The following is a 24,826-nucleotide window of genomic DNA, read 5'->3' on the forward strand; positions in this document are numbered from 1 at the left end:
CTAAAATTTATCTAATAGTTGATTTAATTGTTCCAAATCTTCTTTGTTGAGGTTTTTTACAATATCATTTTCTGCTTCCGAGACGGCCTTGTCCATTTTAGATAGTGCCTCCAACCCCGATGCTGTTATGGTAATCTCAACTTTTCGTCTGTTTGAAGGGCACACCGATCGGTTCACAAACCCCTTGGTGATCAATTTATCTACCAAACGAGTGGTGTTGCTCATTTTGGTTACCATACGCTCGTTTAAAGTGGACAGGTTGGCTGGTTTGCCCTTCTGCCCCCTCAATATTCTAAGAACATTAAATTGTTGCATGGAAATCTCGAAGGGCTTCAATGCAGAGGCAAAGGCTTCATTACTCTTGTTATGAACCAATGTCATGTGGATAATGGTCTTGGTTTCCAAGGACAATTTTTGGGTTGTCTTAATAATTTCTTCCACATTCATGTATAAACAATATTTGTATATACAAATGTATGTTGATTTTTGGCGATGAACCAAATATTATACCGATAAATTTTTGTTAAAGAATAAAAAAATGCATTTACAGTGTGTATTTTTAAATATGTAAAATTCACATAATGAATAGGTTATTTGCTTTTGGGTTGATGGTTTTTATTTTTTTTGGATGTGCCGAAAAGAAAAAGAAAGATACAGAAGTGGCAGAAAAAGTTGATACAGTAACTGTTGCGCAAGAAGATATTGCCACCGCAGGCGTTAAGTTCCCTGTTTATGACTTTGAAGGGCTTGAGCCTTTGTTGCACAAGAAAGATGATAAAACCTACATAATTAATTTTTGGGCCACATGGTGTAAGCCCTGTATTAAAGAAATGCCCTATTTTGAAAGGGTGCATGCTGAGCAAAAGAACAATAATGTAAAAGTGATATTGGTAAATTTGGATATGCCCAATATGTGGAAGACCCGTTTGGAACCTTATGTGGAAAATAAAGGAATCCAATCTGAAGTAGTGATATTGGATGACCCAAAACAAAATGATTGGATACCCAAGGTGTCCGAAGAGTGGGGCGGAGGTATTCCTGCTACCTTAATATATAATAAGGACAAACGAACTTTTTACGAACGTGGTTTCACGTACGAAGAGCTGAACGAAGAGTTGAATACATTCATAAACTAATCGACTATGAAAAAAACAAAGATTTTAGGATGGTCGGCATTGGCGTTGATTTTTGTAGCAGCCTTTGCCATGGGATTCAAGGCCGCGACCGAGCATAATTTGGACAATGGTTATGAAGTTGGGGATATGGCTGCCGATTTCTCCTTGAAAAACGTGGACGGAACCATGGTGTCCTTGTCAGATTTCGATAAGGCCAAAGGCTTTTTGGTGATCTTTACCTGTAATACCTGCCCGTATGCACAAGCTTACGAGGACAGGATAATCGCACTGGATGCCAAGTACAACCCCCAAGGGGTGCCCGTGATTGCCATCAATCCGAACAACCCAAGTGCCAAACCCGGCGATAGTTTTGCCAAAATGAAAGAGCGCGCAGGCGAAAAAGGCTTCACTTTTCCGTATTTGTTCGATGAAGGGCAAAAAGTATATCCCCAATACGGAGCAACTCGAACCCCACACGTTTTTTTGTTGGAAAAAACAGACTCAGGAAATATGGTAAAATATATTGGAGCCATTGATGATAATTACCAAGATGCCTTGCAAGTAGATGAAAAATTTGTTGAAAATGCAATAGACGCCATGTTGGCTGGTAATGAAATCAATCCTACAACAACAAAAGCCATTGGATGCGGTATAAGATAAGCCACGATAAAAATAAAACAACCAGAAATCCGGAGTAATGCTTCGGATTTTTATTTTTGTACCAATTTAAATTGAAAAAAATGTCAGATCTATCACAAGAAGAATGGGCGGAGCAACTGGAAAATGATGACAACGCCTTTATTTTGGATGTACGTACCCCCGAAGAAGTGGAAGAAGGATACATTCCCGGAGCAACGAACATCGATATTTATTTGGGCCAAGAATTTTTGGACGAGGTGGAAAAACTGGACAAGTCCAAAAACTTTTATGTCTACTGCCGATCAGGAAACCGTAGCGGACAAGCCTGCGCCATAATGAACAGTATCGGGATCGAGAATGCATATAATTTGGAAGGTGGCTTTATGGAGTGGGAAGGCGAAGTAGCAGAGTAAGCCTCCATTTATCCCAAATCAATGCGTGAAGACCTACTTTATTTTATTTGGAAACACAACAAGCTTCCAACAAAACAGCTGTGTACCGGTAACGGCGAAGCCATCGCAATCAAGGCAACGGGGACTCAAAACAGGTTTGCAGGCCCCGATTTTTTCAATGCCAAGGTCGAAATCGGCGGACAGCTCTGGGCCGGTAATGTGGAGATGCACCTTAAATCTTCGGATTGGTATGTGCATCACCATGAAACGGATGAAAACTACAACAATGTCATTCTCCATGTAGTTTGGGAGGATGACATTGCTGTTTTTAGGAAAGATGGCTCCCAAATTCCCACCTTGGAAGTGCAACACTATGTTTCCGGTCAGCTTTTGAACGGCTATCAAAGTTTGATGGATAATTCACGGACAAGTTTTATTAATTGTGAAAAGGATTTAAAGGAGATAGATTCCTTTGTGGTGGAAAACTGGTTGCACAGATTGTACATTGAACGGCTGGAGTACAAGTCCAAATTGATACTGAAATTATTGGAAGCGTCCAAGAATGATTGGGAGGCCGTCCTTTTTATGTTGCTGGCCAAGAATTTTGGTTCCAAGGTAAACGGAACCTACTTTTTGGAGCAGGCAAAACAATTGGATTTTTCCATAGTAAGGAAAACAACCAATGAACCTTTGCAATTGGAAGCTTTGCTTTTTGGTCATTTTGGTCTTTTAAATGTTGACGATTGTTCGGATGCATACTTTCTCCAGCTCAAAAACGAATACAAATATTTGGTTCGCAAATTCGGTTTGGTGGAGAATGAATCAAAACCAGAGTTTTTTGGCTTGCGGCCATTGAATTTTCCCACTATTAGGGTTTCGCAATTGGCAAACCTGTATGCTAGCGGCCACAATATCTTTTCAACATTGATGGATTTGAACAAATTGGAAGATATTTATCAGGCCTTTGATGTTTTTACCGGACCGTATTGGGAAAACCACTACACCTTTGGTAAGATGTCCAAAAAGCGTGTAAAGAAATTGTCCCAAAAGTTTGTGGACCTTATTATTATCAATACCATTTTGCCGCTTAAATTTTGCTATGCAAAGCATGTAGGCAGGGATTGGAACGAAGAATTGATTGCATTGGTATCGCAATTGGACAAGGAAGACAATTCCATCATTAAAAACTTTGATAAAATAGGCCCAAAAACACAAAATGCTTTGGAAAGTCAAGCAAAGTTGGAGCTCTATACTAATTACTGCTCCAAAAATAAATGCATGCAATGCGCCATTGGCACACAATTATTGAATAGAAATACATAATTTTAACCATGTCTTTGTTCTACAATACCCTTTACTACTTTCAAAAAAGAGGCTTTGAGGTCTGTCGGCGCATAGCGGAACGGCTTGGTATTCGTGCCCGGGTGGTACGTACCAGTTTTATCTATTTAACCTTTGTCACCTTGGGTTTTGGGTTTGCGCTGTACCTTTTTATTGCTTTCTGGCTTCGGATTAAGGACCTGATCTATACAAAAAGAACTTCTGTATTTGACCTCTGATCATGATTAGATTGATGCGCTCCAAAATAGTATTGGCACTTTCCTTAATGGTTGTGGTGCTTTTGTTTGGGGTGTTCGGTTATAAAATGCTGTCCGATTTTACTTGGATAGAGGCCATTTACATGACCATTATTACGGTAACTACCGTAGGCTTTTCGGAGGTGAGGCCGTTGGATGCCAATGCAAAGATTTTTACCGTATTTTTAATCGTCACCAGTATTTTTATATTCGGTTTTGCCATTTCTGTGGTTTCGGAATATATCTTGGGAAGAAATTCGCTGGAACTACTAAAAAAGAGAAAAGTGAAGAAACAAGTAGATAGTCTTTCAAACCATGTTGTGGTTTGCGGTTTTGGTAGAAACGGCATGCAGGCCGCCGAAAAATTGATTGCCTACAAAAAGCCTTTTGTTGTTATTGAAAAAGATAAGGAGATTATTGAAAGGCACGAAGATGATGTGTTGTTTGTGGAGGGCGATGCCAATGAGGACGAGGTGTTGCTGCAAGCCGGGATCGATCGTGCACAATACTTGATCACCGCCGTGCCCGACGATGCTGCCAACCTTTTTATAGTACTGTCCGCTAGGCAGCTCAACAAGAATCTGTTCATAATAAGTAGGGCGTCTCAGGTCACTTCTATAAAAAAATTGGAATTTGCTGGGGCGAACAAAGTAATTATGCCCGATAAAATTGGTGGGGACCACATGGCTTCTTTAGTGGTAATGCCCGACTTGATTACATTTTTAGATCAACTTTCCATTGAAGGGGAACATACTACAAATTTAGAAGAGGTTGAAATCGAGGATTTCACCAGTCAAATGGACTGTAGTTCACTTAGGGATTTGGATTTGCGAAGAAAAACGGGCTGCACAATTATAGGTTACATAGACCCGAACGGAAAATATATCATCAATCCAGAGGCAGATATGGCATTACAGCCAAAAAGTAAGGTGATTGTTTTGGGAAGACCGGAGCAAATACGGAAATTAAATCAAATGTTTCAGATAGGTTAGTTAAAAAAACATAAAATTTGATAGCGTTGAATTTTTTTTAGATATTGCTGCCTTTACCGTACCAAAAACTAACTAATTTCAATATATGAAGTATTTTATTACTCTATTGGCATTTTTTGCACTAACCACAGGTTTTTCACAAGAATTGACCGTAGTGGGCAAAACTTATAACGTCTCCGACAACATAAATAATGGGGTCATAGAACTTGAAGTTGATGGTGGGGTTGAACCCTATACCTATAAATGGAGCAACCAGAGTACGCCGCTCACATCAAAAAGAGCGCAAGGGCTGGTGGAAGGAATACCATATAGTGTAGTTGTAACAGATGCTGCAGGCAATTCCGTTACAAAGGAGTTTGAAATTGAGACAGAATCGATCACTGAAGTTTTCAACGGAACCATGACCCCGGCAGTAAGCGCTTTGGGGTCTGTTTTGTTTTGGGACCCCTTTGCCGCCATTGGAATATACGATCCTGTGGCCTACGCCGATGTAAAACTGATCGGTATCCCGGATTGGAGCAATGAAACCCAGGACAAATTTGTATTGAAGGAATGGCTCAAAGATGAAAAGGCAAGTGTTGCCAAAGGCGAAGATATTGCCATTATTGCCAGTGACAAACGAGGTGAGATAACCATACAATCCAACGCCAAAGGAAAACTCTTGCAAAAGGTGAAACAGGGAGGAGTAATCTACAACTCCCAGAACCCGGAGCATGTTATTGAGCAGGGAGCGCATTATTTTGCTGAAATCGAGTATGACGAACCCATCCCAATGTTGCATCCCAATGGCGACCCAATTATCAAAGGGATTCCTTTTATTGTAATCTGGTTGGTGTTCGGGGCATTGTTCTTTACCCTCCGAATGGGATTCATCAACATCCGTGGCTTTAAGCATTCCATTGACCTGGCCAAAGGAAAATATGACGACCCTGATGCACCGGGACAAGTAACCCACTTTCAGGCGTTGGCTACTGCAGTTTCTGGTACCGTAGGCCTTGGAAACATTGCCGGTGTTGCTGTTGCCGTTTCGTTAGGGGGCGCAGGAGCAACTTTTTGGATGATTATCTGTGGTTTGTTGGGGATGTCCTCCAAATTTGTGGAGTGTACCCTTGGCGTAAAATATCGCGATATACTTCCTGACGGGCGTGTTTTCGGTGGCCCTATGAACTACCTGCGATATGGTCTTGAAAAAAGAAACCTGAAAGGATTTGGCAAAGTATTGGCAGGAGTGTTTGCACTACTTGCTGTAGGAGCCTCCTTTGGAGGTGGAAATATGTTCCAGGCCAACCAGTCCTTCGAACAATTGGCAGGTCAGTTTCCTGTTTTGGCAGGCAACGGATTTTGGTTTGGTGTTGTTACCGCTATTTTAGTCGGTGTGGTCATCATTGGAGGAATTAGCAGTATTGCTAGGGTAACAGGTAAGATAGTGCCAATTATGGCCTCTGTTTACATTGTAGCGGCCTTGGCAGTAATTATAATGAACATACAAAATATTGGCCCTGCATTTTCAGCCATTTTTGAAGGGGCATTAAATCCTTCGGCCTTAAAAGGCGGTATAATAGGTGTTTTGGTGGTTGGATTCCAGCGGGCAGCTTTCTCCAATGAGGCCGGTGTGGGTTCCGCAGCGATTGCCCATAGTGCCGCCAAGACCAATCATCCACCATCAGAAGGCTTTGTTGCTTTGTTGGAGCCGTTTATCGACACCGTAGTGGTTTGTACCCTTACGGCCTTGGTATTGATCTTTACCGGAATGCACGAGGTGGAAGGAATGGCCGGTGCGCAGCTGACCTCCGATGCGTTTGGTAGCCAAATATCTTGGTTCCCCTATGTGTTGGCCTTGGCAGTGTTCCTTTTTGCATTTTCTACCATGATTTCTTGGTCCTATTATGGAATGAGAGCATGGACATATCTTTTTGGGAAGAGCAAGCGTGCCGAAATGATCTATAAAATGCTGTTCTTGGTATTTGTGGTTGTGGGGGCTTCCGTAAGCTTGGGGGCCGTGCTGGACTTTTCCGACATGATGATATTGGCCATGTCCTTCCCGAACATTATTGGACTCTACATCATGTCCGGTGAAGTGCGTAAAGATCTGGATGGCTATTTACAGAAATTAAAAGTCGGTCAACTCTTTAAAAAGGCTAAAAGTTAAGTTTTAACTTAAACATATTATGAGAAAACAATCCCACTTCAGATTCAATAAACAAGAACGGAGTGGGATTTTCTTTTTATTGTTGATAACGACTGTGCTTCAAGGTGGATATTACTATGTAAAAGCAAATCCATCTCAACGGGAAAGCAATTTTGCTCTCGATACAGAAGAGCAAAGCAAGATGGATAGTCTTAAAAACCATCAGCTTGAAGCATCCGTAAAAATTTTTCCCTTCAACCCCAATTATATTACAGATTATAAAGGGTATACACTGGGGTTATCCACTTCGCAATTGGACAGATTGTTTGCTTTTCGTGAAGAGGGCAAGTTCGTGAATTCGGCCAAGGAGTTTCAAACCGTTACCCAGGTATCGGATTCATTGTTGAATCAAATTTCATCCTATTTTAAGTTTCCGGATTGGGTTACAAAACATCAATCCATCAAAAAGGCCCCATCAAAACAAACAACAGCAGTAAGGCTCCAAGATTTGAATGCTGCAACGACGGAAGATTTAGAATCAATTTATGGTATTGGGGAAACACTATCGGAAAGAATCATAAAATTTCGGGACAGGTTAGGAGGGTTCTTGGTAAACGAACAGTTGTACGATGTTTATGGTTTAAAACCTGAGGTTGCGGACAAAGCTTTGCTTAGGTTCCAAGTGTTGGAGGTGCCTTCGATACAAAAAATCAATATTAATAAAGCTAGTGCAGCGGAGCTATCGCAATTGGTTTATATCAGTAGGTCATTGGCTTTTGATATTGTTGCATATCGAGATAAGAATGGTGCTTATCAATCATTTCAAGAATTGAGTAAAGTCAATAAATTTCCTACGGGAAAACTAGATAGAATAGCCTTATATTTGTCCTTATAAATAAGGTGGTATGATCGATATGTACTTCACGGAAGAGCATAATTTGTTCCGGGAGAGTTTAAAAGATTTTTTGCAAAAAGAAGTTGTTCCCCACATTGAAGAATGGGAGGACACTGGAAAGATTGATAGGGCTATTTGGAACAAGTTTGGGGAGATGGGCTTTTTTGGGCTTATGACCTCCGAGGCTTATTCGGGTTTGGACCTAGACCTGTTTTATACCACTATTTTTCTGGAAGAACTACAAAAGATCAATTCGGGTGGTTTTGCCGCTGCCATGTGGGCGCATCAATACTTGGCCATGACCTATTTGAACAAACTGGCAGACCATGAGCAAAAGAAAGCTTATCTAGAGCCTAGTGTGCTCGGTGAAAAAATTGGTTGTTTGGGGGTTTCGGAACCTTTTGGGGGGAGCGATGTTGCGGCCATGCGCACCACGGCAGAAAAAAAAGATGGCGTCTACATAGTGAACGGTTCCAAGACTTTTATTACCAACGGGGTTTACGGCGATTACATTATTCTTGCTGCCAAAACAGACAAGAATGCTGGTCATAAGGGTATCAGTATGTTTGTTGTGGACAGGAATGCGAAGGGTGTTACCGCCAGCAAGCTCAACAAGTTGGGGTGGCGTGCTTCGGATACCGCAGAACTGGCCTTTGATAATGTAGAGGTTCCTGCCTCCAATTTGTTGGGCAAGGAGAACGAAGGCTTTGGTTATATTATGGAGGCCTTTTCCTTGGAACGTTTGGTAATGGGCATCAATGCGCATGCACGGGCCGAGTTTGCCTTGGATTATGCATTGCAATATATGTCCGAGCGCGAAGCGTTTGGCAAAACCATAGACCAGTTTCAGGCTTTGCGGCATAGGCTGGTGGACCTGTATTCGGATATGTTGGTGTGCAAACAATTCAATTATGCCACAGTGGCACAAATGGAAAAAGGTGCGTATGTTGTTAAAGAAGCCACTATTTCCAAATTAAAGTCCACCAAAATGGCCGATGAGGTGATTTACAACTGTCTTCAATTTTTGGGCGGCTACGGTTATATTGAAGATTACCCTATGGCACGTTTGAGCCGAGATAGTAGGTTGGGTCCCATTGGTGGTGGTACTTCAGAAATTCTAAAGGAGATTTTGGCTAAAATCATTGTGGATAAAAAGGAATACAAAAAGACAATTGTGTAGATTGCCTTTAAAAAAGCAAAATATTTCTTTACCCATTGAATATCATTTGTATATTTGCAGACCAAAATTTTAAAGAAAGGAGGTTGTAGTCCATGTTAATTATACCAGTAAAAGAAGGAGAAAACATCGATAGAGCTTTAAAGCGTTTTAAGCGAAAGTTCGACAGAACAGGTACCATGCGTCAGTTAAGATCAAGACAACAGTTTACCAAACCATCTGTAGAGCGTAGAGCGCAAATTCAAAAAGCACAGTACATTCAAGGCCTTAGAGACCAAGAAGAAGTATAGGGCTATCGCGTTTGCAAAATATATCAATCCCGTTCCAATATTGGAGCGGGATTTTTCGTTTTAGCTATAGGCCAATCGTAATTGCTACCTTTGATATATGTCCGTATCAGCATTTATATCCTATTTAAGGTTGGAGAAAAACTACTCCGAGCATACCATAAAAGCGTATGAAAAGGATATTGATACCTTCTCCAGCTTCTGCAGGGAGCATCATGGGGAGTCCAATCTGGAAAACATCTCTTATCCATTGATTCGAAATTGGATTGTCCACTTGTCCGACCAGGGGATTTCAAACAGAACCATCAACAGAAAAATATCTTCACTGCAGGCCTACTATAAATTTTTATTGAAGGTGGGAGATATTGTCATTTCCCCATTGGTGAAACATAGGGCGCTTAAAACCAGCAAAAAAGTAGAAGTTCCATTTTCTGAAACGGAGATGGAAACTATTTTATCCAAAATTCCTTTTGATGAAGATTTTGAAGGGGAGCGCGATAAACTCATTATAGAACTTTTGTACACCACCGGCATGCGAAGGGCCGAATTGGTAAATTTAAAGGTGACGGATGTAAACTTGTCCGGCCATACATTAAAAGTTTTGGGCAAACGGAACAAAGAGCGTATTCTTCCCTTGTTGCCATCCACCGTGGATCAGATAAAAAACTATTTGACCAAGCGCTCCAAACTTGAAAATGCATCGGATTCCACACATTTACTATTAACAAAAGAAGGTCTTAAAATTTATGAAACACTTGTTTATCGTACCATAAATAAGTATTTTAGTTTGGTGTCCCCCAAGGTGAAAAAGAGTCCGCATATACTCAGACACACCTTTGCAACACACTTGCTCAATAAGGGGGCGGATTTAAATTCCGTAAAGGAATTATTGGGTCATTCCAGTTTGGCATCTACGCAAGTGTACACGCACAACAGTATTGCCGAGCTAAAAAAAGTACACCAAAAGGCCCATCCAAGAAACAAGAAATAAAATTCTTGTATTGTTTAACTTCACTGTCCTGGACAGTACTAAAAACTTCGTCTTATGAAAGTAAACGCACAATCGGTAAATTTTACAGCTGATGGAAAACTCCTCGACTTTGTCCAAAAACGAATGGACAAGATGGAATTGTTCTATGACAAGGTCATTGAATCGGATGTATATTTAAAAGTTGAAAACACAAGTGCTAAAGAAAATAAGATCGTGGAAATCATGGTGTTTGTCCCTCGGGACAAATTCATGGTAAAAAAACAATGTAAGTCGTTTGAAGAGGCTGTGGATTCGGCCTGTAGTTCCTTGGAAAGGCAGTTAGTGAAAAAGAAGGAAAAACTGAGGGCGAAGGCGTGATGAAAATTTTTCAAAATTTATTTTGAATTAAAATATAAATATATACATTTGCAGTCCGTTAGAAATAGCGGGCTTTTTTAGTGAGTAAAAAGCGGTGAAATGCCGATATAGCTCAGCTGGCTAGAGCAGCTGATTTGTAATCAGCAGGTCGTGGGTTCGAGTCCCTCTATCGGCTCGTAAGTTACTGAAAATTAAGGCGGGGGGATACTCAAGCGGCCAACGAGGACAGACTGTAAATCTGTTGGTTTTTACCTTCGCAGGTTCGAATCCTGCTCCCCCCACAAAAGTTGTTCGTCGGAACAACCGGGAAAGAAGGTTTTTTGAAATAATGGAATCTTTGGATGAAAATCCATAAAAATGCGGGAGTAGCTCAGTTGGTAGAGCGTCAGCCTTCCAAGCTGAATGTCGCCGGTTCGAACCCGGTCTCCCGCTCTAAACTTGAAACTTTGATTTCAAGACGAAGGTTGAAGTTTTGACGAGCTAGACTTGTAACTTTAAACTCTAAACCTGATAACCCATAGGCCGGTGTAGCTCAGGGGTAGAGCGTTTCCTTGGTAAGGAAGAGGTCACGGGTTCAAATCCCGTCATTGGCTCAAAACGATTTGTACACTAATATAAACTAAGATTAAAATTATTTAAAATGGCAAAGGAAACTTTTGATCGTTCCAAACCGCACTTAAATATTGGTACCATTGGACACGTGGATCACGGTAAAACTACATTGACCGCTGCTATTACCACTGTATTGGCCAACGCAGGTTTGTCTGAAACAAGAAGCTTTGATTCTATTGACAACGCTCCTGAAGAAAAAGAAAGAGGTATTACAATCAACACTTCACACGTTGAGTACCAAACAGAAAACCGTCACTACGCACACGTTGACTGTCCTGGTCACGCGGATTACGTAAAGAACATGGTTACTGGTGCTGCTCAGATGGACGGTGCTATCTTGGTTGTGGCCGCTACGGATGGTCCAATGCCACAAACTCGTGAGCACATCCTATTGGGACGTCAGGTTGGTATTCCACGTATCGTTGTTTTCTTGAACAAAGTTGACATGGTGGATGATGAAGAGCTTTTGGAACTTGTTGAAATGGAAGTTAGAGAATTGCTTTCTTTCTACGAGTACGATGGTGACAATGGTCCTGTTATCGCTGGTTCTGCACTTGGTGCTTTGAACGGTGAGCAAAAGTGGGTTGACACAGTTATGGAGTTGATGAAAGCTGTTGATGAGTGGATCGAGGAGCCTGAGCGTGAAGTTGACAAAGACTTCCTTATGCCGATTGAAGATGTATTTACCATTACAGGTAGGGGAACCGTTGCTACTGGTCGTATCGAAACTGGTGTTGCCAATACAGGTGACCCTGTTGATATCATCGGTATGGGTGCTGAGAAATTGACTTCCACTATTACAGGGGTTGAAATGTTCCGTAAGATTTTGGATAGAGGTGAAGCTGGTGATAACGTAGGACTTCTTTTGAGAGGTATCGAGAAATCTGATATCAAAAGAGGTATGGTTATCTGTAAGCCAGGTTCAGTTAAGCCACACGCTAAATTTAAAGCTGAGGTTTATATCCTTAAAAAAGAAGAAGGTGGTCGTCACACACCATTCCACAACAACTACCGTCCTCAGTTCTACTTGAGAACTACCGACGTTACTGGTAACATTAACTTGCCTGACGGTGTTGAGATGGTAATGCCAGGTGATAACTTGACAATTACTGTGGATTTGATCCAGCCTGTAGCTTGTAGCGTAGGTCTACGTTTCGCTATCCGTGAGGGTGGTAGAACAGTAGGTGCCGGTCAGGTTACTGAGATTCTAGATTAAGATTCATTTTATAATAAAATTGCACTCAAGGGTGTTCCGATTTTCTCGGGATACCTTTCAGTGTAATTATAAACGGGTGTAGCTCAGTTGGTAGAGCACTGGTCTCCAAAACCAGGTGTCGGGAGTTCGAGTCTCTCCTCCCGTGCAAAAAGAAAAGACGTTAGCGTGACGGGATGAATATCTCTCTGAAGCCTGTGTTGAGCGCAGTCGAAGCATGCAAGAATAATACATAAAAAATCATGGTCACTTACATAAAGGAATCATTAGAAGAACTTAAGAACAATGTTACGTGGTTGGAAAAAGGAAAAGCTTCCAATCTAATGGTTATTGTAGCTGTTTTCTCCATCTTGTTTGCTTTGGCAACATGGGGGGTGGATTCCTTGTTCAGTAGCTTGATTACGTTGTATTTTGATAAGTTAATAGGATAAAGATCGGTCGATATGTCTGAGGTACTTGAAAAGAAATGGTATGTGGTTAGAGCGGTCAGTGGTCAAGAAAACAAGATCAAAGGCTATATAGAAAGTGAGGTAGAGCGCGCAGGTTTTGGCGATTACCTTGAAGAAGTTCTAGTGCCTACCGAAAAAGTTGTTCAGATCAGAAACGGAAAGAAAATAAATAAAGAACGTGTGTACTTTCCGGGATATATCATGATAAAGGCCAATCTTGGAGGGGAAATGGTTCACATCATTCGTTCAATTACCAATGTAATCGGTTTCTTGGGCGAAGTTAAGGGTGGAGACCCAATTCCTTTAAGAAAATCTGAAGTAAACCGTATGTTGGGGAAAGTGGACGAGTTGGCTGTTAATACAGACAATGTTGCGATTCCATTTGTGTTGGGAGAAACGGTTAAGGTTATTGATGGACCTTTCAACGGATTTAATGGAACTGTTGAAAAAATCAATGAAGAAAAGCGTAAGCTGGAAGTAATGGTAAAGATTTTCGGAAGAAAAACACCATTGGAACTAAGCTATATGCAAGTAGAAAAAGTATAACAAGAGCTGTTACATATATAAAGCTGTGTTGCTTCCAATTGACACACTTTAAATTTAATTAGAAACAATGGCAAAAGAAGTAGATAAGGTAGTTAAATTACAAGTTAGGGGAGGTGCTGCGAACCCATCGCCACCGGTTGGACCCGCCTTAGGTGCTGCTGGTGTTAACATCATGGAGTTCTGTAAGCAGTTTAATGCTCGTACACAGGACAAACCAGGCAAGGTATTGCCGGTCGTTATCACCGTTTACAAGGATAAATCTTTCGATTTTGTTGTAAAAACACCACCTGCGGCAGTTCAATTGATGGAAGCAGCTAAGATTAAAAAAGGATCTGGCGAACCTAACAGGGTTAAAAACGGTTCAGTAACCTGGGATCAAGTAAAAGCAATCGCCGAAGATAAAATGGTGGATTTAAATGCTTTTACCGTAGAATCTGCAATGAGTATGGTTGCGGGTACTGCAAGATCTATGGGCTTGAAAATAGCCGGACAGAGACCTTTTTAAAATCTTAAAGCAATTAAGAAATGGCAAGATTGACTAAAAAGCAAAAAGAAGCCCAATCCAAAATAGATAAGAACAAACTCTATTCTTTGGAAGAGGCATCAGCTTTAGTAAAAGAAATAACCAATGTAAAATTTGACGCTTCCATTGATTTGGCAGTTCGTTTGGGTGTAGATCCAAGAAAAGCAAATCAAATGGTGCGAGGCGTTGTTACCCTTCCTCACGGAACTGGTAAAGACGTAAAAGTTTTGGCATTGGTGACTCCAGACAAAGAAGCAGAAGCTAAAGAAGCTGGCGCTGACTTTGTAGGGTTGGACGAATATTTGGAAAAAATTAAAGGCGGTTGGACCGATGTTGATGTAATCATCACCATGCCAAGCGTTATGGGTAAATTGGGACCATTAGGTAGAATTTTGGGACCTAGAGGTTTAATGCCCAATCCTAAAACTGGAACCGTAACAATGGATGTTGCCAAAGCAGTATCCGATGTTAAGGCCGGTAAAATTGACTTTAAAGTGGACAAAACAGGTATTGTACACGCTGCAATCGGAAAAGCTTCTTTCTCTGCGGACAAAATCGCAGGAAACGCTAGGGAGTTGATTGACACCTTGGTGAAAATGAAGCCATCTGCTGCAAAAGGTGTGTACATGAGAAGTATTTACTTGTCAAGTACCATGAGTCCTAGTATTCAATTAGATCCAAAAGCAGTTCAATAACTGGTAGTTCAATTTTTTTAACTATGACAAGAGAAGAAAAAGCAACAGTAATAAAAGACTTGACTGCACAGTTGACTGATAATCCCAACATTTACTTGGCGGATATATCAGGGTTGAATGCCGTGGACACCTCCAATTTAAGAAGAGCGTGTTTTAAGGCGAACATTAAGCTTGCGGTCGTAAAGAACACCTTGCTTGCAAAAGCAATGGAAGCTTCTGATAAGGAATTTGGTGAACTTCCCGATGTATTGAAAGGTAATACATCATTGATGTTGTCCGAAACAGGGAACGCACCTGCGAAACTTATCAAGAACTTTAGAAAAAAATCAGAAAAGCCCGTATTAAAAGGTGCCTTTATCGAAGAGGCCATTTACATTGGGGATAACTATCTTGATGCACTTGTTAACATCAAGTCCAAAGAGGAAGTTATCGGGGATATCATCGGATTGTTACAATCACCGGCCAAAAACGTTATTTCTGGACTTAAGTCCGGAGGCGGTAAATTGGCAGGTATCCTTAAAACCCTTTCTGAGAAAGAATAATTCGCGCACAATAAACTAAGTATATTTTTAAACATTTTTATTAAACGATAGAAAAATGGCAGATTTAAAAGATTTTGCAGAACAGTTGGTAAACCTTACAGTAAAAGAGGTAAATGAATTGGCCGACATTTTAAAAGAAGAATATGGTATTGAGCCTGCTGCTGCTGCAGTAGCCGTTGCCGGTGGTGCTGCCGCTGGTGGAGGCGAAGGTGAAGCTGCTGAGGAAAAATCAGAATTTGATGTAATCCTTACAGCTGCCGGTGGTTCTAAATTGGCAGTCGTAAAATTGGTTAAGGAATTGACCGGTCTTGGACTAAAAGACGCTAAAGAAATCGTAGACAGCGCACCAAAAGCTGTTAAAGAAGGTGTTGCCAAAGATGAGGCAGAAGGTATCAAAAAATCATTGGAAGAAGCAGGAGCAGAAGTTGAGCTTAAATAATCGCTTTTCCCATAAGAACTTGGTTAAGGTCTTTCCATTTTTTGGTTAGACCTTAGCCTATTTATATAAGGAGTGTATAAAGCCGTACACGAACCCCCACATAGTATTCACGATCAAAATTTGTCCATAGATGTTCACAAACACTATTGAAAGAGTTAATTTCGCATCCGCTAAGAACATACCGGAATATCCGGATTTCTTGGACATTCAGATAAAATCGTTCCAAGACTTTTTCCAGCTTGAAACTAAATCTGACGAAAGAGGAAACGAAGGTCTCTACAACACCTTCATGGAGAATTTTCCAATCACAGATACCAGAAACCAGTTTGTACTTGAGTTTTTGGATTACTTCATTGATCCACCAAGATATTCCATCCAAGAATGTATAGAGCGTGGACTTACCTATAGCGTACCCTTAAAGGCACGTTTAAAATTATACTGTACCGATCCAGAACACGAGGATTTCGAAACTATCGTACAGGATGTGTATTTGGGAACTATCCCCTATATGACTCCTAGTGGAACCTTTGTGATCAACGGAGCAGAACGCGTTGTAGTATCCCAGTTGCACAGATCTCCAGGGGTTTTCTTTGGACAGTCTTTCCACGCAAATGGAACAAAATTGTATTCGGCCAGGGTAATTCCTTTCAAAGGATCTTGGATTGAATTCGCCACCGACATCAACTCGGTGATGTATGCCTACATTGATAGGAAGAAAAAATTACCGGTAACCACTTTGTTCCGTGCCATTGGCTTTGAAAGGGACAAGGATATTTTGGAAATCTTCGACCTTTCGGAAGAAGTAAAAGTTTCCAAGACCGGACTTAAAAAAGTATTGGGCCGTAAATTGGCCGCCAGGGTGTTGAACACATGGCATGAGGATTTCGTGGACGAGGATACGGGAGAAGTGGTTTCCATCGAACGAAACGAAATTGTACTTGATCGTGATACCGTTTTGGAAAAAGAGCATATCGATGAAATCATTGATGCCGATGTGAAGACCATTTTGCTTCACAAGGAGAACAATGCACAATCCGATTACGCCATCATCCACAACACGTTGCAAAAAGATCCTACCAACTCCGAAAAAGAAGCGGTAGAGCACATTTACAGACAATTGCGTAATGCCGAGCCGCCAGATGAGGAAACAGCTCGTGGGATTATCGACAAATTGTTCTTCTCAGACCAACGTTACAACCTAGGTGAGGTAGGGCGTTACAGAATGAACAAGAAATTGGGCTTGGATATCGGAATGGACAAACAAGTGTTGACCAAAGAAGATATCATCACCATTATCAAGTATTTGATTGAGTTGATTAACTCCAAAGCAGAGATTGATGATATCGATCACTTGTCCAACCGTCGTGTAAGAACCGTAGGTGAGCAATTGTCCTCACAATTTGGTGTAGGTTTGGCGCGTATGGCACGTACCATCCGTGAGCGTATGAACGTTCGTGACAACGAGGTGTTTACCCCGATAGATTTGATCAACGCGAAGACATTGTCCTCCGTGATCAACTCCTTCTTCGGAACCAACCAGTTGTCCCAGTTCATGGACCAGACCAACCCGTTGGCAGAGATTACACACAAAAGAAGATTGTCCGCATTGGGGCCAGGTGGTCTTTCCCGTGAAAGAGCAGGTTTCGAGGTGCGTGACGTTCACTATACACACTACGGAAGATTGTGTCCAATCGAGACACCTGAAGGACCGAACATTGGTTTGATTTCTTCCTTGTCCGTATTTGCGAAGGTGAACAATATGGGCTTCTTGGAAACTCCTTACCGTAAAGTAGAGAATGGTAAAGTGGACACTAAAAACCACATGTACCTAAGTGCAGAGGAAGAAGAAGGAATGAAGATTGCCCAGGCCAACATTCCATTGGCAGAAGATGGTACTATTGAAAGAGAAAAGGTAATTGCCCGTGAAGAAGGTGATTTCCCGGTTGTGGATCCAACAGAGGTGAAGTACACAGATGTTGCACCGAACCAAATTGCATCCATTTCCGCATCCTTGATTCCTTTCTTGGAGCACGATGATGCGAACCGTGCCTTGATGGGATCGAACATGATGCGTCAAGCAGTTCCGTTGTTGAGACCGGATTCTCCAATTGTAGGTACAGGTCTGGAAAGACAAGTAGCTACAGATTCTCGAGTATTGATCAATGCCGAGGGAGATGGAGTTGTGGAATATGTGGATTCACAGAAAATCACCATAAAATATACAAGGACCGAAGAAGAGCGCTTGGTAAGCTTTGACGATGATTCGAAGACCTACCAATTGGTGAAGTTTAGAAAAACAAACCAAGGGACCAGCATCAACTTGAAGCCCATCGTAAGAAAAGGCGACAAAGTGAAAAAAGGTCAAGTGCTTTGCGAAGGTTACGCTACCGAAAAAGGTGAATTGGCCTTGGGTAGAAACATGAAGGTCGCCTTTATGCCTTGGAAAGGATACAACTTTGAGGATGCGATCGTGATCTCTGAAAAAGTTGTTCGTGAAGATATCTTTACCTCCATCCACGTTGATGAGTATTCTTTGGAAGTAAGGGATACCAAATTGGGTGCAGAGGAATTGACCAACGATATTCCAAACGTATCCGAAGAAGCTACCAAGGATTTGGACGAGTACGGTATGATCCGCATCGGTGCCGAAGTGAAACCAGGGGATATTTTGATCGGTAAGATTACTCCAAAAGGAGAATCAGACCCAACTCCTGAAGAAAAACTGTTGCGTGCCATCTTTGGTGACAAAGCAGGTGACGTTAAGGATGCTTCATTGAAAGCTTCACCATCGTTGAGAGGTGTGGTTATCGACAAGAAATTGTTCTCGCGTTCCATTAAGGACAAGAGAAAACGTTCCGAAGATAAAGAAGCCATCGCCAGATTGGAGATGGACTACGAAGTGAAGTTCCAACAACTGAAAGACGAATTGATCGAGAAATTGTTCAGTTTGATCAGCGGAAAAACATCACAAGGCGTAATCAACGATTTGGGTGAAGAAGTACTTCCAAAAGGAAAGAAATACACCATCAAAATGTTGAATGCCGTAGACGATTTCGCTCACTTGGTCGGTGGAAGCTGGACAACAGACGACGCTACCAATGCTTTGGTTGCCGACTTGTTGCACAACTATAAAATCAAATTGAACGATATTCAAGGTAACCTAAGAAGGGACAAGTTTACCATCTCAGTAGGGGATGAGCTTCCTGCAGGTATCATGAAGTTGGCCAAAGTCTACATTGCCAAAAAGCGTAAGCTTAAAGTAGGTGATAAGATGGCTGGTCGTCACGGTAACAAAGGTATTGTTGCACGTATCGTTCGTCAAGAGGATATGCCATTCTTGGAAGATGGAACCCCAGTGGACATTGTATTGAACCCACTTGGTGTACCATCAAGGATGAACATTGGTCAGATTTATGAAACCGTATTGGGCTGGGCCGGACAAAAATTGGGTCAAAAATATGCGACCCCGATTTTCGATGGAGCCTCATTGGATGAGATCAACAAACTTACCGATGAAGCAGGCGTGCCAAGATTTGGGCATACCTACCTTTATGACGGTGGAACAGGTCAGCGTTTCGATCAACGAGCAACCGTTGGGGTTATCTACATGTTGAAACTAGGTCACATGGTAGATGATAAGATGCACGCAAGATCTATTGGACCATACTCATTGATCACGCAGCAACCATTGGGTGGTAAGGCACAGTTTGGTGGTCAGCGTTTTGGAGAGATGGAAGTTTGGGCATTGGAAGCTTACGGCGCATCATCTACCCTAAGAGAAATATTGACCGTTAAGTCGGATGATGTTATCGGAAGGGCCAAGACCTATGAGACCATCGTTAAAGGTGAGACCATGCCAGAACCTGGGTTGCCAGAATCTTTCAACGTATTGATGCACGAACTTAAAGGTTTGGGCTTGGATATTAGATTGGAAGAATAGAATACTATATACATTAATTATATCATCACCATATTGTTATGGCTAGAATAAAAGATAATAACGCACAAAAAAGGTTCAACAAAATTTCCATAGGATTGGCCTCTCCGGAGTCTATCTTGGCCGAGTCCCGTGGCGAGGTGTTGAAGCCGGAAACCATAAACTATAGAACGCACAAACCAGAGCGTGATGGATTGTTCTGCGAGCGTATTTTTGGTCCTGTAAAGGATTACGAATGTGCCTGTGGTAAATACAAGAGAATCCGTTACCGTGGAATTGTTTGTGATCGTTGTGGTGTTGAAGTGACGGAGAAAAAAGTACGTAGAGACCGCGTAGGACACATCAACCTTGTGGTTCCTGTGGCACACATCTGGTACTTCCGTTCGCTGCCGAACAAAATAGGATACCTTTTGGGATTGCCTTCCAAAAAGTTGGACATGATCATATACTACGAAAGGTATGTGGTTATTCAACCAGGTATTGCCAAAGGTCCAGAAGGTGAGGAAATCAATAAAATGGATTTCTTGACCGAGGAAGAATACTTGAACATTTTGGAATCCATTCCTACCGAGAACCAATACTTGGAAGATAGCGATCCAAACAAGTTCATCGCCAAAATGGGTGCCGAATGTTTGATCGAGATATTGTCCAGAATCGATTTGGAACAATTGTCTTACGAACTACGTCACAAGGCAAACACAGAGACTTCAAAACAGCGTAAGACCGAAGCCTTGAAGCGTCTTCAGGTAGTTGAGGCTTTACGTGAGTCACAAAACAACAGGGAAAACAACCCGGAGTGGATGATCATGAAGGTAATTCCTGTAATTCCACCTGAGTTGCGTCCGTTGGTGCCATTGGATGGTGGTCGTTTTGCCACTTCCGATTTGAACGACTTGTACCGAAGGGTGATTATCCGTAACAACCGTTTGAAGCGTTTGATGGAAATCAAAGCACCAGAGGTGATTTTGAGGAACGAAAAACGTATGCTTCAAGAAGCGGTGGATTCCCTTTTCGATAACACAAGAAAAGCATCTGCAGTAAAAACAGAATCCAACAGACCATTGAAATCCCTTTCCGATTCATTGAAAGGTAAGCAAGGTCGTTTCCGTCAAAACCTTTTGGGTAAACGTGTGGATTACTCCGCTCGTTCCGTAATTGTTGTTGGGCCGGAACTGAAATTGTACGAATGTGGTCTTCCAAAAGATATGGCGGCCGAGCTTTATAAGCCATTCATCATCCGTAAGTTGATTGAAAGAGGCATTGTAAAGACCGTTAAATCTGCCAAAAAGATTATAGACAAGAAAGAACCCGTAGTTTGGGACATTCTTGAAAACGTCCTAAAAGGACACCCAGTACTATTGAACCGGGCCCCCACATTGCACAGATTGGGTATCCAAGCGTTCCAGCCTAAACTTATTGAAGGTAAGGCGATTCGTTTGCACCCATTGGCATGTACCGCATTTAACGCGGATTTTGATGGGGACCAGATGGCCGTTCACTTGCCATTGGGACCAGAGGCCATTTTGGAAGCACAATTATTGATGTTGGCTTCACAAAACATCCTTAACCCTGCTAATGGTTCTCCGATTACCGTACCATCTCAGGATATGGTTTTGGGATTGTACTACATGACCAAGGAGAAAAAATCTACCCCCGAGGAACCTGTTTTAGGTGAAGGATTGACCTTCTATTCTTCTGAAGAGGTAGAGATTGCCTTTAACGAGAAAAAAGTTTCGCTTAATGCCGGAATCAAGGTAAGAGCCAAAGACTTTAACGAAGAGGGCGAGTTGGTATATCAAATTATTGAAACCACGGTAGGTCGTGTATTGTTCAACACGGAAGTGCCAGAACAAGCAGGATTCATCAACCAAGTATTGAACAAGAAAGCCCTAAGAAATATTATTGGGGACATTCTTGCCGTGACCGATGTACCTACAACCGCTGAGTTCTTGGACAAGATCAAGGCCATGGGATACGATTTCGCCTTTAAAGGTGGTCTATCCTTTAGTTTGGGAGATATCATCATTCCAGCAGAAAAGCAGGATATGATCGGCGAGGCAAACGAGCAGGTCGATGGTATTATGATGAACTACAACATGGGTCTTATTACCAACAACGAGCGATATAACCAGGTTATTGATGTTTGGACATCTACCAATGCCATGTTGACCGAATTGGCCATGAAGCGAATTCGTGAAGACAAACAAGGATTCAACTCCGTATACATGATGTTGGATTCAGGTGCAAGGGGTTCCAAAGAGCAGATTCGTCAGTTGACCGGTATGCGTGGATTGATGGCCAAGCCTAAAAAATCTACCGCAGGTGGTGGTGAGATTATCGAAAACCCGATTCTTTCTAACTTTAAGGAAGGATTGTCGATTTTGGAATACTTTATCTCTACCCACGGTGCGCGTAAAGGTCTTGCGGATACTGCTTTGAAAACGGCGGATGCAGGTTACTTGACCAGACGTTTGGTTGATGTGTCGCAAGATGTTATCGTGAACAGCGAGGATTGTGAAACCCTGAGAGGTATCGAGGTGGAACCATTGAAGAAAAACGAGGAGATTGTTGAAACCCTTGGTGAAAGGATTTTAGGTAGGGTATCGTTGCACGATGTGTACAACCCATTGACTGAAGAGCTTGTGCTGAGAGCAGGCCAAGAAATCAATGAAGCAGATGTAAGAAGGGTAGAAGCCGCTCCAATCGAGAAAATAGAAGTAAGGTCTCCATTGACCTGTGAGGCTCCACAAGGAATCTGCGCCAAATGTTACGGTAGAAACCTAGCGACCAACAAAATGGTACAGCGAGGAGAAGCCGTAGGTGTTGTTGCTGCACAGTCCATCGGTGAGCCCGGTACACAGCTAACGTTGCGTACCTTCCACGTGGGTGGTATTGCAGGTAACATTTCCGAGGACAACAAGTTGGAATCCAAGTTTGACGGTATCGCCGAAATCGAAGATCTAAGGCTTGTTGAAGGAGAAAACAGTGAAGGTGGAAAAACCAACATTGTAATTTCCAGGACCTCAGAAGTTAAAATTATTGATCCAAAAACTGGAATTACCCTAAGTACAAATAACATTCCTTATGGTTCTCAATTGTTCATCAAAAACGGTGAAAAGATTGCCAAAGGAACCGTGATTTGTGAATGGGATCCATATAACGGTGTGATTGTTTCCGAGTTCTCCGGACAGATTGCCTACGAGAACATTGAGCAAGGGGTTACTTACCAAGTTGAAATCGATGAACAGACCGGTTTCCAAGAGAAAGTAATTTCTGAAACTAGAAACAAGAAACTTATCCCAACCTTGTTGATCAAGGATAGCAAAGGCGAAACATTGCGTTCTTACAACTTGCCAGTTGGTTCCCACCTTATGATTGATGATGGCGAGAAGGTGAAAGAAGGTAAGATTTTGGTGAAAATCCCACGTAAATCTGCCAAGGCAGGGGATATTACCGGTGGTCTTCCAAGGGTAACCGAGCTTTTCGAAGCACGTAACCCATCCAACCCAGCAGTTGTTTCTGAGATTGATGGTGTGGTATCCTTCGGTAAGATCAAGCGTGGTAACCGTGAGATTATCATCGAGTCCAAGACAGGAGATATCAAAAAGTACTTGGTTAAGTTGTCCAACCAGATTTTGGTTCAGGAAAATGACTACGTGCGTGCAGGTATGCCATTGTCCGATGGTTCCATTACACCAGAAGACATCTTGGCCATCAAAGGACCATCAGCAGTACAGCAATACTTGGTAAACGAAGTACAAGAAGTTTACCGTTTACAAGGTGTGAAAATTAACGATAAGCACTTTGAAGTTGTTGTAAGACAAATGATGCGTAAAGTGAAGATTCAAGATCCAGGAGATACCATCTTCCTAGAGAATCAATTGGTGCACAAAGACGACTTTATCAACGAAAATGATGAAATTTTCGGTAAAAAAGTTGTTGAGGATGCTGGTGATTCTGAAAGATTGAAACCAGGACAGATTTTGACAGTACGTGAGCTAAGGGACGAGAACTCAATTCTTAGAAGAGAGGACAAAACCTTGGTAACCGCAAGAGATGCTGTCGCAGCAACTGCTACGCCAATCTTGCAGGGTATCACTAGAGCATCGTTGCAGACCAAGTCCTTTATCTCGGCTGCATCGTTCCAAGAAACCACCAAAGTATTGAACGAAGCTGCGGTAAGCGGTAAAGTGGATACCTTGGAAGGATTGAAGGAAAATGTAATTGTAGGACATAAAATTCCAGCCGGTACCGGTATGAGGGATTATGACAGCATCATTGTAGGTTCCAAAGAGGAGTACGATGAAATCATGGCCCGCAAAGAGGAATTCAAATTCTAAATAAAAACAAACCCTGGCCTTTAGGCCGGGGTTTTCTTTTTAATACAAGTAACATGGCTGAAGAAAAGAAAAAGCAGAAGCAGATCAATATAGAGTTGGATGAGAAAACGGCGGAGGGAACCTATTCCAATCTGGCCATCATCAACCACTCCGTATCCGAGTTTGTCGTGGACTTCATTAGTTTGATGCCGGGTGCACCCAAGGCAAAAGTGAAGAGTAGAATCATTTTAACGCCTCAGCATGCCAAGAAGCTGTTAAAGGCACTGAATGATAATGTGAATAGATTTGAGCAGGCGCACGGTACAATCCAGGATTACGAACAACCTGCGATTCCATTAAATTTCGGCCCTACTGGCGAAGCATAAAACTACCTTTGCAAAATTGATGTGTCAGTTCGAGCTGTCATCCTGAGCAGTCGAAGGGGTAGTCGAGAACGTTAAAGGACACCACTTTATCTACAATCTCGACAGTGCCTGATATTGATATAAAAATTTTCTTGTTCAGGTCTTTAACTTTTTTACGTCAACCAGCCTTTCTCGATTCCCTTTTTTGAAAAGAAAACGAGGTAGATGCCTATTATTGTAATGATAGCGGGCATGGCGTATGTGGAAGGTCCAAAAGCTTCAACGGCATTGGAAATAAACAGCCAATGGATAAATTGTGCCACAGCTGCAATGAGTGAAATAACAAAAAGTGGACGAGCCCATTTTTTTCGGAGCAACAGACCAATTGATGCCAAGGCTCCGGAAAAAACAGCAATGGCAAATGCGGCGGTCGCCCATGCAGGGATTCCTTCAAAAACTTCCCGTTGCGCTTGATCCATACTTTCCAAAAGTGTCATTTGGTTAAAAGCTTGGTTAAGATAGTTGCCAACGCCCATCAAATTCCATAGAAGAGCAATAACACTCACCACCCAGAACCAAGTAGGTGGTTTTACTGAAGTCGTCATAATATTTTTATTTAATTGGTTATGCTATCCA

The 24,826-nt window shown here is 41.9% G+C and carries 24 protein-coding genes and 5 tRNA genes; 27 read left to right on the forward strand and 2 right to left on the reverse strand.

Annotated features, from left to right (window positions below; genetic code table 11):
- Nucleotides 1-447, reverse strand: a complete 447-nt coding sequence (locus AC13CS_RS04125) for a MarR family winged helix-turn-helix transcriptional regulator (RefSeq protein WP_482888477.1) — start codon at nt 445-447, stop codon at nt 1-3.
- A 134-nt stretch (nt 448-581) separates the two neighbouring features.
- Here AC13CS_RS04125 and AC13CS_RS04130 point away from each other — a divergent pair, with 134 nt between their 5' ends.
- From AC13CS_RS04130 to AC13CS_RS04260, 27 genes are all read left to right on the forward strand, one after another.
- Nucleotides 582-1,136: a TlpA family protein disulfide reductase gene (locus AC13CS_RS04130; protein ID WP_482888478.1), complete on the forward strand. Its 555-nt coding sequence runs from the start codon at nt 582-584 to the stop codon at nt 1,134-1,136.
- Between the two features lie 6 nt (nt 1,137-1,142).
- Nucleotides 1,143-1,775 carry a thioredoxin family protein gene (locus AC13CS_RS04135; RefSeq protein WP_482888479.1) on the forward strand — a complete coding sequence of 211 codons (633 nt, stop codon included), beginning with the start codon at nt 1,143-1,145 and terminating at the stop codon, nt 1,773-1,775.
- 80 nt (nt 1,776-1,855) lie between these two features.
- Nucleotides 1,856-2,167 carry a rhodanese-like domain-containing protein gene (locus AC13CS_RS04140; RefSeq protein ID WP_293168633.1) on the forward strand — a complete coding sequence of 104 codons (312 nt, stop codon included), beginning with the start codon at nt 1,856-1,858 and terminating at the stop codon, nt 2,165-2,167.
- Nucleotides 2,168-2,188: 21 nt separating this feature from the next.
- The gene (locus tag AC13CS_RS04145) at nt 2,189-3,469 is read left to right on the forward strand and encodes a DUF2851 family protein (protein ID WP_482888481.1); all 1,281 of its coding nucleotides are present in this window, start codon (nt 2,189-2,191) and stop codon (nt 3,467-3,469) included.
- An 8-nt stretch (nt 3,470-3,477) separates the two neighbouring features.
- The gene (locus AC13CS_RS04150) at nt 3,478-3,705 is read left to right on the forward strand and encodes a PspC domain-containing protein (RefSeq protein WP_014033469.1); all 228 of its coding nucleotides are present in this window, start codon (nt 3,478-3,480) and stop codon (nt 3,703-3,705) included.
- Nucleotides 3,706-3,707: 2 nt separating this feature from the next.
- The gene (locus tag AC13CS_RS04155) at nt 3,708-4,715 is read left to right on the forward strand and encodes a potassium channel protein (protein ID WP_293168631.1); all 1,008 of its coding nucleotides are present in this window, start codon (nt 3,708-3,710) and stop codon (nt 4,713-4,715) included.
- Nucleotides 4,716-4,800: 85 nt separating this feature from the next.
- The gene (locus AC13CS_RS04160) at nt 4,801-6,864 is read left to right on the forward strand and encodes an amino acid carrier protein (protein ID WP_482888482.1); all 2,064 of its coding nucleotides are present in this window, start codon (nt 4,801-4,803) and stop codon (nt 6,862-6,864) included.
- Nucleotides 6,865-6,883: 19 nt separating this feature from the next.
- Entirely contained in the window at nt 6,884-7,738 is an 855-nt protein-coding gene (locus AC13CS_RS04165) for a ComEA family DNA-binding protein (protein ID WP_482888483.1), read from the forward strand.
- 10 nt (nt 7,739-7,748) lie between these two features.
- Nucleotides 7,749-8,918 carry an acyl-CoA dehydrogenase family protein gene (locus AC13CS_RS04170; protein ID WP_482888485.1) on the forward strand — a complete coding sequence of 390 codons (1,170 nt, stop codon included), beginning with the start codon at nt 7,749-7,751 and terminating at the stop codon, nt 8,916-8,918.
- Nucleotides 8,919-9,010: 92 nt separating this feature from the next.
- Nucleotides 9,011-9,205 (forward strand): 30S ribosomal protein S21, encoded by a 195-nt coding sequence (gene rpsU / locus AC13CS_RS04175; protein ID WP_090299076.1) that lies wholly within the window; start codon nt 9,011-9,013, stop codon nt 9,203-9,205.
- Nucleotides 9,206-9,302: 97 nt separating this feature from the next.
- Nucleotides 9,303-10,193, forward strand: coding sequence for a tyrosine-type recombinase/integrase (locus AC13CS_RS04180; protein WP_482888486.1), 891 nt, complete (start codon nt 9,303-9,305; stop codon nt 10,191-10,193).
- 54 nt (nt 10,194-10,247) lie between these two features.
- Nucleotides 10,248-10,550: a ribosome hibernation-promoting factor, HPF/YfiA family gene (gene hpf / locus AC13CS_RS04185; protein ID WP_293168620.1), complete on the forward strand. Its 303-nt coding sequence runs from the start codon at nt 10,248-10,250 to the stop codon at nt 10,548-10,550.
- A 101-nt stretch (nt 10,551-10,651) separates the two neighbouring features.
- A tRNA-Thr gene (locus AC13CS_RS04190) sits at nt 10,652-10,725 on the forward strand.
- Nucleotides 10,726-10,748: 23 nt separating this feature from the next.
- A tRNA-Tyr gene (locus AC13CS_RS04195) sits at nt 10,749-10,831 on the forward strand.
- 78 nt (nt 10,832-10,909) lie between these two features.
- A tRNA-Gly gene (locus tag AC13CS_RS04200) sits at nt 10,910-10,982 on the forward strand.
- Nucleotides 10,983-11,071: 89 nt separating this feature from the next.
- A tRNA-Thr gene (locus AC13CS_RS04205) sits at nt 11,072-11,143 on the forward strand.
- Nucleotides 11,144-11,190: 47 nt separating this feature from the next.
- On the forward strand, nt 11,191-12,378 hold the full coding sequence (gene tuf / locus AC13CS_RS04210; protein WP_163626893.1) for an elongation factor Tu: 1,188 nt from the start codon (nt 11,191-11,193) through the stop codon (nt 12,376-12,378).
- Between the two features lie 72 nt (nt 12,379-12,450).
- Nucleotides 12,451-12,523: transfer RNA gene (locus AC13CS_RS04215), tRNA-Trp, on the forward strand.
- 94 nt (nt 12,524-12,617) lie between these two features.
- On the forward strand, nt 12,618-12,806 hold the full coding sequence (gene secE, locus AC13CS_RS04220; RefSeq protein ID WP_293168616.1) for a preprotein translocase subunit SecE: 189 nt from the start codon (nt 12,618-12,620) through the stop codon (nt 12,804-12,806).
- A 12-nt stretch (nt 12,807-12,818) separates the two neighbouring features.
- A complete protein-coding gene (gene nusG / locus AC13CS_RS04225) occupies nt 12,819-13,370 on the forward strand; it encodes a transcription termination/antitermination protein NusG (RefSeq protein WP_014033479.1) in 552 nt (183 codons plus the stop codon).
- A gap of 67 nt (nt 13,371-13,437) precedes the next feature.
- Entirely contained in the window at nt 13,438-13,875 is a 438-nt protein-coding gene (gene rplK, locus AC13CS_RS04230) for a 50S ribosomal protein L11 (protein ID WP_293168614.1), read from the forward strand.
- A 20-nt stretch (nt 13,876-13,895) separates the two neighbouring features.
- Entirely contained in the window at nt 13,896-14,588 is a 693-nt protein-coding gene (gene rplA, locus AC13CS_RS04235) for a 50S ribosomal protein L1 (RefSeq protein WP_293168612.1), read from the forward strand.
- A 23-nt stretch (nt 14,589-14,611) separates the two neighbouring features.
- Nucleotides 14,612-15,130, forward strand: a complete 519-nt coding sequence (rplJ, locus tag AC13CS_RS04240) for a 50S ribosomal protein L10 (RefSeq protein ID WP_293168610.1) — start codon at nt 14,612-14,614, stop codon at nt 15,128-15,130.
- Between the two features lie 55 nt (nt 15,131-15,185).
- Nucleotides 15,186-15,569: a 50S ribosomal protein L7/L12 gene (rplL, locus tag AC13CS_RS04245; protein ID WP_014033483.1), complete on the forward strand. Its 384-nt coding sequence runs from the start codon at nt 15,186-15,188 to the stop codon at nt 15,567-15,569.
- Between the two features lie 130 nt (nt 15,570-15,699).
- On the forward strand, nt 15,700-19,509 hold the full coding sequence (gene rpoB, locus AC13CS_RS04250) for a DNA-directed RNA polymerase subunit beta (protein ID WP_326278849.1): 3,810 nt from the start codon (nt 15,700-15,702) through the stop codon (nt 19,507-19,509).
- A 38-nt stretch (nt 19,510-19,547) separates the two neighbouring features.
- Nucleotides 19,548-23,846, forward strand: coding sequence for a DNA-directed RNA polymerase subunit beta' (rpoC, locus tag AC13CS_RS04255; protein WP_482888487.1), 4,299 nt, complete (start codon nt 19,548-19,550; stop codon nt 23,844-23,846).
- 53 nt (nt 23,847-23,899) lie between these two features.
- Complete coding sequence (locus AC13CS_RS04260; protein ID WP_127138524.1) at nt 23,900-24,211, forward strand: DUF3467 domain-containing protein; 312 nt, start codon at nt 23,900-23,902, stop codon at nt 24,209-24,211.
- A 152-nt stretch (nt 24,212-24,363) separates the two neighbouring features.
- Here AC13CS_RS04260 and AC13CS_RS04265 read toward each other — a convergent pair whose 3' ends face one another.
- Nucleotides 24,364-24,795: a hypothetical protein gene (locus tag AC13CS_RS04265; RefSeq protein ID WP_482888488.1), complete on the reverse strand. Its 432-nt coding sequence runs from the start codon at nt 24,793-24,795 to the stop codon at nt 24,364-24,366.
- Nucleotides 24,796-24,826: the final 31 nt, after the last annotated feature.

Source organism: Flagellimonas sp. B-3 (assembly GCF_056857835.1).